At 69.5% G+C, this 15,863-nt stretch carries 13 protein-coding genes and 1 pseudogene; 6 read left to right on the top strand and 8 right to left on the bottom strand.

From position 1 onward, the window contains the following. Positions 1–332: 332 nt before the first annotated feature. Together ACGF8B_RS25190 and ACGF8B_RS25185 are read right to left on the bottom strand one after the other, a co-directional pair. Positions 333–1,193: a hypothetical protein gene (locus tag ACGF8B_RS25190; protein ID WP_392742613.1), complete on the bottom strand. Its 861-nt coding sequence runs from the start codon at positions 1,191–1,193 to the stop codon at positions 333–335. Between the two features lie 358 nt (positions 1,194–1,551). Next, positions 1,552–2,121: a TetR/AcrR family transcriptional regulator C-terminal domain-containing protein gene (locus ACGF8B_RS25185; protein WP_392742610.1), complete on the bottom strand. Its 570-nt coding sequence runs from the start codon at positions 2,119–2,121 to the stop codon at positions 1,552–1,554. Between the two features lie 70 nt (positions 2,122–2,191). Between ACGF8B_RS25185 and ACGF8B_RS25180 the strand changes: the two genes are divergently transcribed. The 3 genes and pseudogenes from ACGF8B_RS25180 (at position 2,192) to cpt (ending at position 7,153) form a co-directional block, all read left to right on the top strand. Then, entirely contained in the window at positions 2,192–3,442 is a 1,251-nt protein-coding gene (locus ACGF8B_RS25180; protein WP_392742607.1) for an FAD-dependent monooxygenase, read from the top strand. Positions 3,443–3,670: 228 nt separating this feature from the next. Further along, a complete protein-coding gene (locus ACGF8B_RS25175) occupies positions 3,671–6,076 on the top strand; it encodes a hypothetical protein (RefSeq protein WP_392742604.1) in 2,406 nt (801 codons plus the stop codon). Positions 6,077–6,622: 546 nt separating this feature from the next. Continuing rightward, positions 6,623–7,153 (top strand): annotated as a pseudogene (cpt, locus tag ACGF8B_RS25170) (chloramphenicol phosphotransferase CPT). A gap of 767 nt (positions 7,154–7,920) precedes the next feature. Here cpt and ACGF8B_RS25165 read toward each other — a convergent pair. Beyond that, on the bottom strand, positions 7,921–8,478 hold the full coding sequence (locus ACGF8B_RS25165) for a CGNR zinc finger domain-containing protein (protein WP_392742602.1): 558 nt from the start codon (positions 8,476–8,478) through the stop codon (positions 7,921–7,923). A 133-nt stretch (positions 8,479–8,611) separates the two neighbouring features. On the opposite strand from ACGF8B_RS25165, the gene ACGF8B_RS25160 reads away from it, so the two are divergent. Together ACGF8B_RS25160 and ACGF8B_RS25155 are read left to right on the top strand one after the other, a co-directional pair. Next, positions 8,612–9,502 (top strand): DMT family transporter, encoded by an 891-nt coding sequence (locus ACGF8B_RS25160; protein WP_392742963.1) that lies wholly within the window; start codon positions 8,612–8,614, stop codon positions 9,500–9,502. 270 nt (positions 9,503–9,772) lie between these two features. Beyond that, positions 9,773–10,003 (top strand): hypothetical protein, encoded by a 231-nt coding sequence (locus ACGF8B_RS25155; protein ID WP_392742599.1) that lies wholly within the window; start codon positions 9,773–9,775, stop codon positions 10,001–10,003. Positions 10,004–10,034: 31 nt separating this feature from the next. Here ACGF8B_RS25155 and ACGF8B_RS25150 read toward each other — a convergent pair whose 3' ends face one another. The 4 genes from ACGF8B_RS25150 to ACGF8B_RS25135 form a co-directional block, all read right to left on the bottom strand. Then, positions 10,035–10,424 carry a GntR family transcriptional regulator gene (locus ACGF8B_RS25150; protein WP_392742596.1) on the bottom strand — a complete coding sequence of 130 codons (390 nt, stop codon included), beginning with the start codon at positions 10,422–10,424 and terminating at the stop codon, positions 10,035–10,037. Then, positions 10,421–11,125 (bottom strand): hypothetical protein, encoded by a 705-nt coding sequence (locus ACGF8B_RS25145; protein ID WP_392742593.1) that lies wholly within the window; start codon positions 11,123–11,125, stop codon positions 10,421–10,423. The genes ACGF8B_RS25150 and ACGF8B_RS25145 overlap by 4 nt, the downstream gene beginning before the upstream one ends. A gap of 512 nt (positions 11,126–11,637) precedes the next feature. Further along, the gene (locus ACGF8B_RS25140; protein ID WP_392742591.1) at positions 11,638–12,333 is read right to left on the bottom strand and encodes a UbiX family flavin prenyltransferase; all 696 of its coding nucleotides are present in this window, start codon (positions 12,331–12,333) and stop codon (positions 11,638–11,640) included. A 76-nt stretch (positions 12,334–12,409) separates the two neighbouring features. Further along, entirely contained in the window at positions 12,410–13,849 is a 1,440-nt protein-coding gene (locus tag ACGF8B_RS25135) for a UbiD family decarboxylase (RefSeq protein WP_392742590.1), read from the bottom strand. 217 nt (positions 13,850–14,066) lie between these two features. Between ACGF8B_RS25135 and ACGF8B_RS25130 the strand changes: the two genes are divergently transcribed. After that, positions 14,067–15,059 carry an Lrp/AsnC family transcriptional regulator gene (locus ACGF8B_RS25130; RefSeq protein ID WP_392742587.1) on the top strand — a complete coding sequence of 331 codons (993 nt, stop codon included), beginning with the start codon at positions 14,067–14,069 and terminating at the stop codon, positions 15,057–15,059. Between the two features lie 220 nt (positions 15,060–15,279). Here ACGF8B_RS25130 and ACGF8B_RS25125 read toward each other — a convergent pair whose 3' ends face one another. After that, positions 15,280–15,552, bottom strand: a complete 273-nt coding sequence (locus tag ACGF8B_RS25125; RefSeq protein ID WP_392742584.1) for a hypothetical protein — start codon at positions 15,550–15,552, stop codon at positions 15,280–15,282. Positions 15,553–15,863: the final 311 nt, after the last annotated feature.

Here is a 15,863-nt window from a genome sequence, read left to right as displayed (position 1 = left end):
AGTAGCCGGCACCGGATGACACGGAACACCTGCCGGCGCCGAACAGCCGACTGGATCACGAGCGTCCGGTCCGGATGGCCGTCAGGTGGCCCGTCGCGCGGTGCGCTCGATGAAGGGGCGGGTGAGGAGGTGCCTGTCGAGCGGCACGAGGCACACCGCCTGCACACCCTCCGGCGTGTGTGGAGTGTCGTCTGAGGCTCTGGCCCGGTGCCCGCGGCGCCATCGCGGCCAGTTCACCGCATGGTCGTCGCCTCGTGCGGCAGGTGTCGACGGGGACCTGCCGGCAGACGCCGGGTGATGTGCCGGTGTCGGCGTACTCGCGCACGCGGCCCTCACCCGCCGTTGAAAAAGACCAACAGTCCCCGTGCCGAATCGGATGCGGTGGACAGGTTGGCGACCGCGAGAACGATCACGACCAGCGATGATGACGCCGACAGCACACCGCATGCCCCCAGCGCACGCCTGGTGCGCCTGTCGGACGGCCCCGTCCGCAGGAACCGCTTCCACAGCACCAGGCTCAGGGCGATGAGGGCGACCGCCACGACCATGGCCATCACCCCCAACGCCACGTGATATCGAGAGTTGTCACTGATCATCGCCTCAAGGGCGGGCGGAGACGAGGCGCCTGTGTTCAAGGAGTCGGCCAGTCGCTGCCGGACCTGGTCCAGTGTGTCGACGAGCCTTCCGTGGTGAGCCCCCACGGGCAGCATCGACAGCAGTGAGGTGAACGGCGCTACCGCACCCTGGATGTTGGCCACCGCGATCACCGACGAGAACAGGGCGAGCGTCGTGATGACGACCCCGGCCGTCGCGACGGCAGCCCTCCTCGCCGGCCCCGGCCCGCCGCTCCGCAAGTGGGCCCTGCGCAGAAGAACTCCGAGCACTGCGAGCACGATCAACAAGATGACGGCGATCGCCGCCTTGGCCACGTGGAAGCGGAACCAGTAGTCGACGACTCTCTCCATCCCCGGGGAGAGCACCCGGTCACCGGAGTTCCAGTACCGGACGAACTCCTCGCTGACGGTGTCGATGAGGTTGCGCTGGTCCGCGAAGCCGTCCTCCGAGCCGTTCGCCGCCAGCATGTGCGGCACCACGAACACGGCGGGTACAAGGGCCGCGGCGAGGGCGGCGAGCAGGGCGAGCGCGCGGCCCGAGACGCCTGCGAGTCGTGTGGAGGCCACAGGACCGGACAAGGGGACTCCCTGTGGAGAACGGTGCGGTTGGTCGGTCCGGCAATCCTGTCTCGTCCCGGCCGCCCGGTCCCTGGGGAACGCCCCCCTGTTTCGCCTGGGGTTTTCCCTACCGGCGACGAGGTGTTACGCAAGGTGCGGCGACACCGGAACTCCGGTTCGAGTTCGCCGTTGCCCAGCGCTCCGTCCGTTCGGCCACCGAGCGAGGGGCACATCTGCCGGCAGGCCATCCGGGGGTGGCCCGCCTCGCGGTGACGGGGATCGTCGAACACGGCCACCCTCTACTCGGGCCTGTCCCACACCCGCTCGGTGGATCTCCCGCCACCCATCCGGTGTGTGACCCGTGGTGCCGGTCGGCTCCCTACGCCCCGATGCGCTGCGCCAGGCCGTTCAGGATGAGGGCGAGTCCTGCTTCGAAGGCCGACTCGTGATCGATCGACGGCACGTCGGCCGGCAGATCCGCGCCGTTCCCCGGGCCGGTTTCTGCCTGTTCTTCCAGGACACTGCCGACGGTGAAGCGGCTTGCGGCCAGCATCGCCATCTGCGCGTCCCGCTCAGGGACACCGGAGGCCATGAGGAAGTCCATCTTGCGGCGGATCCGGTCGAGGTCGGCGGTGGGGGTGCTGCCGGCGTGGAGCCGTGCGCCGTCCCGGCGCATCAGCAGGGTGCGCCTGAAGCTGCGCGTGTTGTCCGCGAACCAGTCGCGCCAGTCGTCGTCGGGGGTCGGCAGGGACGCGGTCGCATGGGGTGTCATCGCAGTATCCGCCATGGCGGCGAGCAGGTCCTTCTTCGTGCGGAAGTACCAGTAGAGCGACGGCTGCTCGACGTTCAGCCGCTTCGCCAGCCTTCTCGTGCTGACGGCGTCCAGCCCCACCTCGTCGAGCAGGCCGAGCGCCTCGGCGATGACGACCTCGCGGTTCATCTTGGTCATGTTGACAATCTATCGCCGATAGATGACTCTGAAAAGGAATCTTTCACTGATAGATTTTGGAGGGACGGGCATGGCGAGAGGATCGGACAAGCAACCCCTGAGGGTCCTCGTCGCAGGTGGTGGGATCGCGGGGCAGGCCCTGGCCCTCTGGCTCACCCGGGGCGGCCACCGGGTGACCGTCGCCGAACGCGCTCCGGCGCTGCGGGCCACCGGGGCCCAGGTGGATCTGCGAGGTCAGGGCATCGAAGCCGTCAAGCGAATGGGGCTTCTCGAAGCCGTCCGCGCCAAGCTTGTGGACGAGGCGGGCGTCACCTTCATCGACTCACGCGGCAAGGCCGGGGCGACGATCATGGCCAACACCTCGGGGAAGGGCCGGCAGACCCTCACGTCCGAGTACGAGATCATGCGCGGCGACTTGGTGCGCATCCTGCACGACGCCACCAAGGACGACACCGAGTACGTCTTCGGTGTGGGCGTGGACGGCTTCGAGCAGGACGCCCACAAGGTCGTCGGGCACTTCTCCGACGGGTCCTCCGGCGAATTCGACCTCCTGGTCGGCGCGGACGGGCAGGGATCGCGCATCCGGCGAGCGATTCTCCCGGAGGGGCTCGACCCGTACTGGCGGGTGGGCATCCACATGGCCTACTGGTTCGTTCCTCGCATCGCGTCCGACAGCAATGTCCGGGACACCTGCATGGTCCCGGGCGGCCGTCAGATCATGCGCCGCAGCCACAACCCGACCGAGACCCAGGTGTACTTCGTCATACGGGAAGACTCCGAGGAAGCCTCGGCAATCCACCGGGCGCCCGTCGAGCGCCGGCAGGAGTTCTGGGCGAGCAGGTTCCGCGATGCCGGATGGCAGACCGAGCGCTTCATCGAGGGCATGAAGACCAGCCCGTTCTTCTACTCCCAGGAGATCGTCCAGGTCCGCACCGACACCTGGTCGAAGGGCCGCGTGGTCCTGGCCGGTGACGCCGCGCACTGCGCCTCCCCGTACAGCGGCATGGGCGTCTCCGGCGGCCTGGTCGGCGCCCACGTCCTGGCCGGTGAGATCAACCGGCACCCGGGCGACCTGCCGACCGCGCTGGCGGACTACGACCGCGTGCTGCGGCCCTTCGTCAACGAGATCCAGGGCGAAGTCAACCCACGCCTGCTGCGCCTGGGCCTGCCGATGACCCAGCGTGCGATCGATGTCTTCCAGGCCACCACCGCGCTGGCCTGCCTCCTGCACGTCCCCGACCTCGTCGCGCGCCTTTCGACACGGGACCGCGGTGGCAACTGGCAGCTCCCCGAGAACCCGGCACCCACCGGCGCCGCCTGAAAGCGAGCGCGCACTTCGCACCGGCATCCGCCACGACCACGCCCGGCCGACCGTACGATGCGGCGGGACGAAGGCTCCTACGCTTGTTCGGAATCGCTCGCCACCTTGAGCCGGGAACCACAGAGACGTTTCGAGACGTCACAACCGGTACTCGGAAGGGCCGTTGGGCCCCTCACCGGAGTGGACACCTTCATCGCGACTCACCGCGCATACGGGGGATGTGTCACCGTGACTCACCGCACTCGGCACCGCCTGACGACAACCGTCGGCTCCATCACCGCCGCCTTCGCCCTCACCCTCCCGCTCGCGGGCAGTGCGGCCTTCGCGTCACCTTCCGCCGCCGCCCGCCCGGCCGCGGGCCGGCCGGACACCACCGCCACACCCGTCTCGGCACCCGCCCTGCAGGCCGGCGTACCGGACAGCGGGAAGCTGCCGTACTACGAAGACAAGCTCATGAAAGAGCTTCTGATGATCCGGCTCGCCATGGAGAAGGGGCAACCGGGCAGGGCGTTCAGCGAGTGGTCCAACGTGGCCTTCGCCCTCGTCGACCCGACGGGTCTGAGCGAGGAACAGTTGGACGTCATCGTCGGCAACCCGCCCCAGGGCAGCGGCCCGCTGGTCGTCTACCGAAAGGTCGACCTCTTCGAGTTCCGCGACTACCTGCCCGAGGGCGCGTACCAGCGCGTGCGCGACGCGGGTCTCGACCACCTGCTGATGGTCGGCGGGATGAGCTTTCCCAAGCACCGGAACTCCGACGAGACCAACGACCCCGGCAGCCACTCCGAGACCCTCGTACTGCGCGCCCTGGAACGCCTGAACGCCGACCCGGGCCACGGCGGCGCCTCCTTCGATGAGCTCACCTGGGCCTCGGAGCGGGCCTTCTGCCAGCAGTGCCGCCTGCTCGTCGACGGCGACGCCCGCCGCTTCTACTCCTACGACTACGACCTCACCGATGCCGAGCTCTCCGAGCGCAACCAGAAGATCGCCGTGGCGATGAAGAAGCACACCACGGACGAGGCCCGGGAACGGGCGGTGAAGGCGATCAACGCCAAGTACAGGAAGATCGCCTCGAAGCGCAACGAGGAAACCCGGCTGCAACTGGGCAAGGACGTCCCCAGGGCGAGGAAGGAGTACGGAGAGGAGCAGCAGCGCGAGAAGGAGTACCAGGAGGCGACCAAGGACACCATGAAGGTCCCGGGCACCCCGTGCCCCGGTACCGCTGTCAACAGCGCGTCAACGCACGGAAGTTCGCGTGGCACTCGGGCGAATCCCGCGGTCTTCACCCGCTTCGGCGCCCTGCGCTCCCAGCCCTGCGATGAGGACGAGGGGAATTCAGCACCGCGCAGCAGCGGCCTGGCGCAGGCCCTGGCCGACCCGGCCTCCGCACCGGGTGGCATCGACTTCACCACCCTGGAGCTGCGCTACCTCTCCGACTCCGGCAAGGGACTGCAGTACGCCTTCAGTGCGGGCCCCGGCGGGCCCGGCAAGGAGAAGAACTCGGCAGCAGGTGTGAAGGCCGTCAAAGAGAGCTCGGACGCATTCTTCGTCTGGCTGTCCATGCCTCGCTCCACGTTCTGGGTGAACCTCAACCCGACCGAGCCGGACCGTATCGTCGACGCGGACCTGGGCCGCACCGACGCGGGCCGCATCCTGCTCCAGGCCGACCTTCAGCTGAAGAAGACGACGGCCGCCCTGATACACCCGAAGACCGCGCTGGGCAAGAAGTTCTGGAACCGGATCGACGGCAGGTGCATGTCGTTCCGCACCTGGATCGTTCCCGGTCAGGCACGCGTCAACGAGCAGGACGACCAGCTCTACATCCTCGACGCGCCGCTGAAGGTGAAGATGGAGTCGCAGCATCTCTCCGGGCAGGGCAGTGGAGGTGCCGCCTCCTGCAAGGACCGCGGCTCCCCCGGGTCCGAGAAGCGCAACGAGAACACCTTCCGGGACCTGATCCTGCCCGGCATCGAGCGGGCTGTGAACCACGCGTCGCAGTACGCCGCCCTGCGCCGCGTCTATCTCTCCAGGGTCGCCGCGGAGTGGTACCGCGAACGCGCCCCTCAGGGCCCGTCCACGTACGGCGACCTCATCGACCGGGGCGACGTGAGCCGTTGGAGGACGCGGACCACGTGGAAGCCGCGCGACACCTTCGACGCCTACGTGCACTCGTACAAACACGGCGAGTTCAAGGTCACCGAACGTTCCCGCAAGGGCAACTACATCTACACGCACACCTACATCTACGGCGGTGTCGACCTCTCCCGGCTCCGACTGCGGAAGGTCGCCTCCACCGAAGCCTTCCGCGACCGCTGGGCCGGCATGCGGCAGGACACCGCCCGGTCCGCTCGGACGGCACGCCCCGCCGCCAACGGCAGGCAGATCTGGATGGGCGGCGACAACTCGTCGGCCAGCAAGGGAAGTTCCGGAACCAAGGACGACAAGGGCTCGGGCAACGGCTACGGCGGGGGCAGCGACAAGGGCCGGATCTCCACGCAGTCCGCCGGGGATTCGTCCGGCGTCCTCGGAGGCCGGCTGGTGCCGCTGCTGGTGGGCGGTGCCGGGCTGTTGTTCGTCGCGGTTCTGGTCCGCAGGCGGTCCGGACGGGTACGGCCGGGGCCGAAGCCCGGCAGGTGAGAAGAGGGCGTGCCCCGGGTCGGGGCACGCCCTCATGCCACTGTCGCTGCCCCGCACTCTCCCGGGTGTCCCGCGCGGCGCCGTGCGATCTCCTGCTGCTCGGCTGCGGCAAGGGCTGCGCGGACGTGGCCGGTCCAGGTGGGGAGCTGCTGCTCCATTCTGTGGAACAGGCTGCCGCAGGTCCGTCGGTTCTGCGTTTGGTCTGGGGCAGCTTTACCGGTCGGGTGGGGCGCAGGGCGGTGGCCATGGGCCGGCATCGCGTTTCAGCACCGTCACCTGCCACTGGTGTGAGCCACTTGCCGTCCGTCCGTCCCGATCGGCATTCGCGTCCTCGGCAGGTGGGCTCTTCTCCCCGCTCTCGTCCGTGTGGTGGTCTTCGGCCACGGGCGCAGCGTTGTTGGCCCTGGCCCACGACGGTCGGGGCTGTGGTCGGCCTACGCCGGCCCGTGGTCTGAACGGGAGGGTTCGCCGGGTGGTGGCGAGCAGTACAGCGTTCGCGAAAATCCGTTTCAGGCCTAGCCGCCGTGCCTCTACCGTCGCGCGGTGATGACTGAGGTGATCGTTCTCAACGGCGGTTCCAGCTCGGGGAAGTCCGGGATCGTTCGGTGTCTGCAGGCAGTCCTGCCGGATCCGAGGCCGGCCCTGGCGACAGACACGCTGGTTGATGCGATGCCCGCGGCCATGCAGGCATCGGATGCCGGGATCGAGTTCGCTCCGGACGGACAGGTGATCGTCGGGCCGGAGTTCCGGACGCTGGAAGCGGCATGGATCGAAGGGGTCGCCGCGATGGCCCGTGCGGGCGCCCGGGTCATCGTTGACGAGGTGTTCCTCGGCGGGGCGGATTCGCAGAAGCGATGACAGAGGGCCCTGGGTGAATTGCGGGTGCTGTGGGTCGGTGTCCAATGCGACAGGGCGGTTGCCGCAGGCCGTGAGGTCGCACGCGGTGATCGGGTCATCGGCATGGCCGCGTCCCAGGCGGACGTGGTCCACCGGGGCATGGTCCATGACCTGGAGGTGGACACCACGCGTGCCGAGTCGATGGAGTGCGCACGGATCATTGCCCCGCACATCAGCTGATCAGCGGCCCGGCTCTTCCACCGGGGCCGGCAGCATCATCGTCCTGCGGAACCGCACCGTGCTGTCGGCTCGCCGCACGATGCGCCGCCGCTGCCGCCCTTCCTGGTCGGTCCGCCCGCGAACCCCGGCCGGCTCCGCCGTCCCGCCTCCCCATGTCGGTCGGACGGTCATCGGCCCTGCCGCGAACGAGTCCGGCCGCGCAGCCGCCCCGTGCGGGGGACCATGACGACGAGGTGTACGACCGCGTGACGGGCGGCGTGCGGGACGCCCGGCCGGATCCGCCGTGGCCCGGCAGCCCCACCGGAAGGATGAGACGGTTCCCGTCCGCCGGACGGGAACCGGCCATCCGGCGGATGCCCGGCGGCCTGCGCTCCGCCGAGGGTGGGGCATGGACAACGAAAGCTCCCTGCCCACCTCCGGTGCCCGCCCCGTCGGACGCCGTCGTCACCGGCGGCGCCGTCCGGTGCCCGCGAGCGTCGTCAACGCCACGGGCTGGTGGTGGGTGCTGGAGACACTCGCGCTGCTCGCGCTCCCGGTGCCGACGGTGCGTCGGATGAGCGGAACGGCCGGCGTGATCGCGTACGCCGCCGTGCGGGCCGGGGCGATCGCGGCGCTGCCCCTGCGGATCGGCCCGCGTCTGATCCGGCCTGGCCCCGACCGACCGGATCTGAGGGCTGATACCCCGGCGGCCGGCGTACGACCCGGCGGCCGCCGTGAGAGAACCGACACCACCGCACCGGGAAGTGAAATGGCGGTGTCCCGGGCAGTCACGTCCGCCGGGACTTCCGTGCAGTCGAGGGCCGGGCCTCATCGTGGCGCCGCTCTCGGTGACGCGCCACGGCGTCGTTGTTGGCGCAGCGCACGGAGCAGTAGACGCGTCGGCCGTTGCGGGAGGTGTCGACGAATGCCAGACCGCAGTCGTGGCGCGTGCACCGCCCCAGCCGTTCGGCGCCGGCGGAGCACACGACGTAGGCGAGTCCGGCTGCGGTGACGGCGCGGATATGCGCGGCTGCGTCGGCACCGGTGGCGCTGTAGTGCAGGTGGGGCCGGCCGTCGTGCAGGGAGATCCGGGGACTGCTGGAGGCGTCGGCAAGGAGTGTGTTGACCGCCCGGCACCGCTCTTCGAGTTCCTGCCGACCGAAGCACGCGGCCAGGCGCCGACTCCATGTCCAGATCGTCTCGGCCTGTGCTGCGGTGAGCGTGCGGTGCACCACGCCGTGTGTGGCGAGCAGTGGTTCCAGGTGCTCGGGTCGTGGTGGCGCGGTCAGGTTGCTCAGGTCGGCGGCCAGCCGGGCGGCCTCTCCGCCGTAATGGTTGAAATGCATAAGGCAATTACATCATCGTGTGGGTCCGGGCTGCGGTGGCGCGCGGCGGCGGGCCCGGTGGCCGGCGTGGACGTCACGGCAGGGCCTGGCGGCACGGACCGCGGAGAGTCTCCGAAGGAGTACGACGGTGAAGATGCCCCGCCCACCTGGGCAGGACAGCGCGACGGCACCCGCTTTGATGTTGGCCCAGATCATCAGCCTCCAAGCGGGTTCGGCCGTGGCCAAGGAGGCGTATGCGATCGTCGGTCCCACCGCGCTGGCCGGTATGCGGCTGCTCTTCTCGGCCGCGATCCTCTGGACGTTGGTCCGGCCGCGGCTTCGGGAGATCACGGCTGTGCAGTGGCGGGCGGCGATCTCGCTCGGTCTGGTCCTCGCGGCCATGAACCTGGCGTATTTCCAGGCCCTCAACCGCCTGCCGATCGGGGTGGCCGCGACGTTGGAACTGCTCGGACCGCTCACTTTGTCGATCGTCCTGTCCCGTCGGCTTGAGCACTTCGCCGTGGCGTTGCCGGCGCTCGTGGGTGTACTCCTGCTGGCCACCCCAGGGGCCGCGCTCCCCGCCGCCGGACTGCTGCTGGGGGGTGCCGCCGCGCTGTGCCGGGCCGGATATGTGGTCCTGAGTCAGCGGGTCGGGCGACTGTTCCCCGACTGGACGGGCCTGACGCTGGCACTGGCCTGCGGCGCCTGCGTGATGACTCCGATCACCCTCGTCACAGACGGTGGCACGGTGGCGGCCCACCCTGCCGTCCTCGCCACCGGGCTCCTGGTGGCCCTCCTGTCCTCCCTGATCCCGTACTCGCTGGACATGACGGTCCTGCGGCGCATCGATGTGCGCGCCTTCGGAGTGCTGCTCGCACTGAGTCCCGCCGTGGCGGCGGGAGTCGGTTTCGCTTTGCTGAACGAGCAGCTCACCGTTCGTCAACTGTGTGCCATGGCGCTGATAGTCCTGGCCGGCGCCTGGTCGGTGCGCCGTTCCGCTCGGCACGTCGGACCTGCAGACCGCTCCGCCGCCCGTCCCACGTGAGCCATCCACCGATGTAATGGTTGAAGTGTCTTAGACCATGACGCCATGTTGGTTGCATGACTCCCCCATCCGTGGCCACGCCGCCGGACGACAGCTGCCCCGTCTGCCACGAGCCGACTCGGGCGGAAACGCAGTTGTGGAAGCTGAGGTCCCACCACCGCACGTCTGAAGGTGAGGTCGAATACTGCGTCGGCGGCTGCGGCTGTCTCGTCATTCTGGTCAACGGCGAGATGATCAAGAGCTTCCGCGCCGGCCGTCGATAGTCCGGCGATGGAGCCACCTCGCCACGCGGAGCTCTCCATGGGCCCCACCGCGGGCACCCGGGCGGTGCGGTGGCTGCCGCAGGACGTTCTCGGGATCGAACCCGCCATCGAATCCGCCCGGGAAAGCAGCGCGGCCGACGAAGCAGACACAGGACGGCGTGTAGACGGTGACCCGGCAGCGGCACCGCAGTTCCGTGCCGCTCCCGACCGCCTCGGCATGCACTGGCGGCGGCGGTGAGGGCGAGGGCGCGAACCGGTTCTCCCTGAGGTCAGGGTGTGTCGCGAGACGCGAGAGCATGCCGGATTGCCGCGAGGGTTTCCTCGTCAGTGGCATCGAGCTGCCTGGCGGCGGCCGCGTAGCTGCTTGCGTGTGCCGCGAGCTTCGCTTTGATGTCGGTGGTGGCCGCAGGGGCGACGACCTGGGTACCGGAACCTCGGCGGCTCTTGACCAGGCCCGCGTTCTCCAGTTCGCGGTATGCCCGCACAACGGTGTTGTTGGCCAGCCCGAGGTCGGAAGCAAGCTGGCGCACGGACGGCAGTCTGTCTCCCTGGGTCAGCCGGCCGATGGAGATCAGATCCGCCAGTTGTACGCGGAGTTGCTCGTACGGTGGGACAGGGGAAGCGTGATTGACGCTGATGCTGATGCCATTTGTCGTCATGGTCGACCCTTGATGTAGGCCTGCGGCAGCAACAGGACACCCAGACAGTGACACGCGGTCAGTGCGGAGGTGAGGGCCGTGACGGCCAGCCCCCACAAGGCCACGTCCTTCATACCTCCCGCGCAGGACAAGCCCAGCACCACAACACCCATCGTCAAGGAGACGGCGAAGAGAGGGGCGGTCACCAGCACTCCCCATGCGCCGACTGCCGCCCGGACGTTCGTGCGGCGTCGGTCGTCGCTCGCGCACCGCGCGGTGACACGGCGCAGAAGCAGCGCGCAGGCAACGGTGCCGAGGGCGAGACCGCCGAGGGCCGGCCATGCGTAGTGGGGGCCCGGCCAGGGCGAGAGCAGCTGGGCGCCCTCCGGGCACGTGACCGACAGAGCACGTCCTGGACGACCGTCGGCGTCCGACGAGCCCGTCGTGGTGGAGACGATCAGGAGGGCCAGCAGGACAACAGCCTGCGCGGCCAGGGCAGCGGTCAGGAATCGGGGCAGGTTGTCCCGGATCCGGCGCGGTGCGACCTCGGCCACTCGTAGTCCGCCGGGGCTCGGGCGCGCGATCACATGTGCCGCGAACACGCCGCCCATGACGCACAGGCCGAACACGGGGAACCCGTACAGCAGATCCACGTCGGACTCGGGGCTGAAGGAGACCAGGGCGTTGACGGTCAGACCGGTCGCCGCGCCGGCCCATCGCACGGGAGTCTCAAGCCTCGCCCGCCTCGCACCTTCCGTTCCTGCGGCAGCAAACATGCCGGGCCCGTCCCCTCCCACGATGTGTATCAACCATGTGACACACTGCCCGGCGGATTGAAGTGTGTCAAGCAAGTAACACACTTGGTCCGTCCGCTTCAGCCGTCCTCATCCGCCCCGTGGTCCCACGGCACCGGAGGGCGCCCCACCGACCGTCCTCGCCGCAGCCGGTCGCCGCCTCGTCCGATCCAGTCGGGCCTGAAGTCCGAGGAACGTCCGCCCCCGGCCGTCACCGGGCCGCTACCCGGCCGGCCACCCCCGGTGCGGGCCGACCGTTCGGTCTCGGTCCCGGTCTCCTACGACGTGGACCGGGGTCGGCATCACGAAGGACTTCCCACGGGGACGCAGGGTGACGGCGGCGCTTCCGCCCCACCGGAGGCCCGCCCCGGGGCTGCGGGCCGTGCCGGTGGCGCCCGGAGGCCGGCCACGGAGCGAGGGGCTTCGCTCCGTGCCGAAGCTCAGGGGCGCCCCGAACCCCGCCGACCGGGCTGCCGGCGTTCGCCGTCTCCTGGGCTGCTCCGCCGTATCCGGTCCACTCCTGACATGGGCCCGCGACTGCGCGTATGGGCCAGGCCCTGCCACCGCGCCGCGATGTCCGCGGTGCCCACCGGGAGATCGAACTGGTCGAGGATCCGCATCACGATGTGGTCCACGAGGTCGCTGATGCCGTTCGGGATGTCGTAGAAGGCCGGCATCGGGGGGACGATGCGGACTCCCATACGGGAGAGAGCGAGCATGTTCTCCAGGTGGATCTCGCTGAGCGGTGTTTCCCGGGGGACGAGAACCAGCGGACGGCGTTCCTTGAGCGTGACGTCGGCCGCGCGGGCGATCAGGTTGTCGGCCATGCCATGCCGTACCGCCGCGAGCGTCTTCATGCTGCACGGGACGATGACCATGCCCGAGACCGGAAAGGAGCCAGAGGAGATCGTGGCACCCAGATCGCCGAACTTATGTGTCACATCGGCGAGTTCGGCGCAGTACCTGCTGGTGCGGGACGTTTCCACCTCGATGGTGGAGCGGGCCCAGGTGCTCAGCACCAGATGGGTCTCCACTTGCGGCACCTCCCGCAGGATTTCCAGCAGGCGGACAGCGATCGGTGCCCCGGTGGCGCCGGTGACTCCGACGACGAGGCGGGTGGGGGAAGCGGTTGTCACGGCGGGCTCCTGTTGCGGTGGAGTGGAACGGGCTGGCGGGGAGGGGGCGCGCTGCCCCCTCCCTTGCTGTGCCGGGCTACATCGACAGGACACCCGCCCAGCGCTCGCGCAGCTCCTCCCGGGTCTTGTCGTCGACCCGATTGGCCGCCGGGTACTGGTCCTTCCACGCGAACGGCTTGCATGCGTCAATCAGCACGATGCCCATCGACAGGTCGCCGGCGGCGCGTTTGTCCGGCGACAACCGCGGGTCGATGGCAGTGGTGGGCGCGCGCAGCACCTGGATGGACTCGGACGGGTCGACGCGGGTGAACATCGCCCACAGGACGTGGTTGATGTCGGTGATGTCGATGTCCTCGTCGACCACGACGAAGTACCGCTCCATGCCGCCGGTGCGCTTGCGCCCGGCCGCCGCGAGCAGTGCGTGCATGGCGTCGCCCGCGCCGGTCTGCTCGATGGAGACGACCATCATGAGCTGGCGGGCATAGGCCCACACGCCCTTGATGTTCTGGACGCCGGAGGCCTCCAGGTGGTCCCAGGTCACCGATGCCGAGTACAGCGGGACAGCCTGGTCACCGGCCGGGACGGTCGGGAGCATCGGCGGGGCGCCCAGGATGATCGGGTCGTTCCGGTGCATGATCCGGTTGACCCGGACCACGGTCTCCTGGCCCGAGTGCGTGTAGTAGCCGGTCCACTCCCCGAAGGGTCCCTCCAGCACGGACTCCTCCTCGACCGGCGGCAGTTCGCCCTCGATCACGATCTCCGCGTACGCCGGGACCGGCAGGTCGCTGCCCGGTGCGTACAGGACCTCGACGCCCTGCCCGCGGAGTCCGCCCGCCAGGTCGTACTCCGACATCCCGGACGGCGCGGCGATCGCCGCGGCTGTCGACAGGATCGGGTCCTGGCCCACCACCACCGCGATCGGGCAGGTCCGGCCTCGCTTCCAGTACTTCTCGGCGATCGCCTTGGCGTGCCGGTTGCCGAGCATCCACAACGAGAGCCGGTCCGGGCCCTGGACACAGGCCCGGTAGGTGCCGACATTGACCCAGCCGCTGTCGGGGTCGCGGGTGATGACCATGCAGGCAGTGCCTATGTAGCGGCCGCCGTCCCCGTCGTGCCACTGCGGCGCGGGGAAGATGCCCAGGTCCACGTCGTCGCCGACCAGGACGTTCTCCAGGACCGGTCCCGTGGCGACCTCCACCGGAGGGATGGGTTCGAGCCGCTTGCTCAGGTCCTTCCAGGCCCGCACGATGTCGAGCTTCGGAGTGTCGTGGGGCAGCCCGAGTGCCACCGCGGTCCGGGCAGCGGTTCCCATGAAGTTGGTGAACACGCGGTGCCCCGCCGGGTAGCCGGGAATGTTGTCGAACATCAGCGCGGGGCCTTCCTTCTCCGCCATCAGTTCGGTGATCCCGCCGATGTCCAGGTCCCGGTCCGCGCCGTCGATCCGGAGGACCTCGTCCTTCCCGAGCGTCTGCGTGATGTGGTCGATGTAATGCCGAAGGTCACGGAATGCGTTCATGTGTCGTCGGGGAGCCGGGCAATACACCCGTGCCTCCCGTCCTCCTCTTCTCTTTCGTGACGGCGGCGGCTGCGCATGGAGCGGTTGCCCACAGAGGGCGGCTTCGCGAGGGCAGTCACCGCGCGGGCCTGCATCGCCAGGATCCGGACCGGCCAGGACCAGGCGCAACGAGCCTGGACATGCATGCCGGATATTGCGCGAGCTAGAGTCGGGATACGTGGAATACATCGATCTCCAGCTCATTCATGCACTGCAAATTGATGGCCGCGCGCCACTGCGCCGGATTGCTTCGGTGCTGGGCATCTCCGATCAGATGGCCGCCCGCCGCTACGCCCGGCTGCGTGAGACGGCGGGGCTCCGAGTCGTGGGCCGGCTCAATCCGCGTCCCGTAGGGCAGACCGTGTGGGCGCTTCGGCTGCAGTGCGTCCCCAGCGCCTCGCTCGGCCTGGCCCAGGCACTGGCCGAGCGCGAGGACACACGATGGGTGCAGCTCGCCTCCGGCGGCACCGAGATCATCTGCCACCTCGCAGTCCACCGTGACAGCGACCGGGACGCGCTGCTGATGGACAGGCTTCCTTCGAGCCGCCGGGTCACCTCGATCACCGCGCACCGTATGCTGCGGCTGTTCAAGGGCGGACCGACCACCTGGGACGGTCCCACTTCCGCGCTGAGCCGGGAACAGATGGACGCACTCGCGCCCTCGTACCCGCCGCCTCGTTCCCAGGCGGCGGCGGTGGAACTCACCGACCTCGACCACGTCCTGCTCGCCGCGTTGAACCGCGACGGCCGCGCGCCGCACGCGGCGCTCGCCGTGGAGGCCCGATGCCATGAGTCGACGGTGCGCCGCCGCATCGCGCACCTGCGCACGGCCGGAGCACTCTTCTTCGTGCTGGACGTGGACGAGCGTCTCCTGGGCAACCCGGCCGGCACCACCATCTGGATGTCCGTGCAGCCCTCGCAGCTCGCCGCCGCCGGAGCCGCGCTGGCGGGCCACCCCGAAGTGGCATACGCCGCCGCCACCACGGGGCGCACCAACCTCCTGGCCAACGTCCTCTGCTCCGACGACGAGTCCCTCTACGTGTACCTCTCCGACCGCATCGGCGCGCTCCTGGGCATCGACACGGTCGAGACCGCCCCGATCATCCGCACTCTCAAACGCGACGGCTCCGTCACACGCAACCACGGCCCCGGGACGGGTGAGCGCCGTTGATCGTGTGGCCGGGGCCGCCGGCATGCCACGCGCTGACCGCCCCCGCATCGATGTGATCGGCTACACGGAACTCATCCGCCACGGTGTCGAACGCCTGCTCCTCCTCCAGCGGATTCGGTCTCACCTTGACGGGCGGGGCCGTACTTTGGGAATGAGCAGCCGAGTTGGCCCGTGGGCGACCGAGGTGGCCCGGCTGAGTACCGAGGTCGATGCACCATCTCTAGAGCAGTGCCGTGTGCTCGTTTCCGTTGCCTCCAAGAGTGTGTGCGATCTTCGCAGAGATCTCCGCGATGTCGGCGGGGCGACTGGTGTCGACGATCAGCAACGGCCCGCCCAGGTCGAGTGGGCCCGGGTACGTGGCACGGATGGCGGCGACGCGCTCGGCGACCTGCTGGGAGCTGAGTTGCGGATCGAGGTGGCCGGGGTGGCGGGTGCGCGCCTGAAAGCGTTCGGCAGCAAGGGCGGCGTCGCAGTCGCAATGGACTTCGATCAAGAGGCCGGCGAGGCTCTGGAGTCGGCCGGGAGCGGTGTCGTGATGCCACCCCCGTCGAAGGCCGCACCGTCGACGACCTGACACTGAGGTCACGGTCGGCGGGCGTCCGGGGACGAGGTCCGGCCGGCGGCCGCGGCCCGGCGAAGGCCGACGGCCGGCCACGGCACGGAACAGGTACGGGCGGCCGCTCCCCGCATCGATCACACCCTGGCCGCGCCACGCCCGTGAGCCGGGTCAGTCGAGTGCGCGCAGTACCAGCCTCGCCACTCCCGTGATCCCCCGCCCGATCCACCGGAGCAGTCCCGTCTCCA

The sequence above is a fragment of the Streptomyces sp. NPDC047917 genome (assembly GCF_043204345.1).
Taxonomy (GTDB): Bacteria; Actinomycetota; Actinomycetes; order Streptomycetales; family Streptomycetaceae; genus Streptomyces; species Streptomyces sanglieri.
Note: the sequence above shows the minus strand (reverse complement) of the source record. Positions and strands in the feature narration are given on the sequence as shown.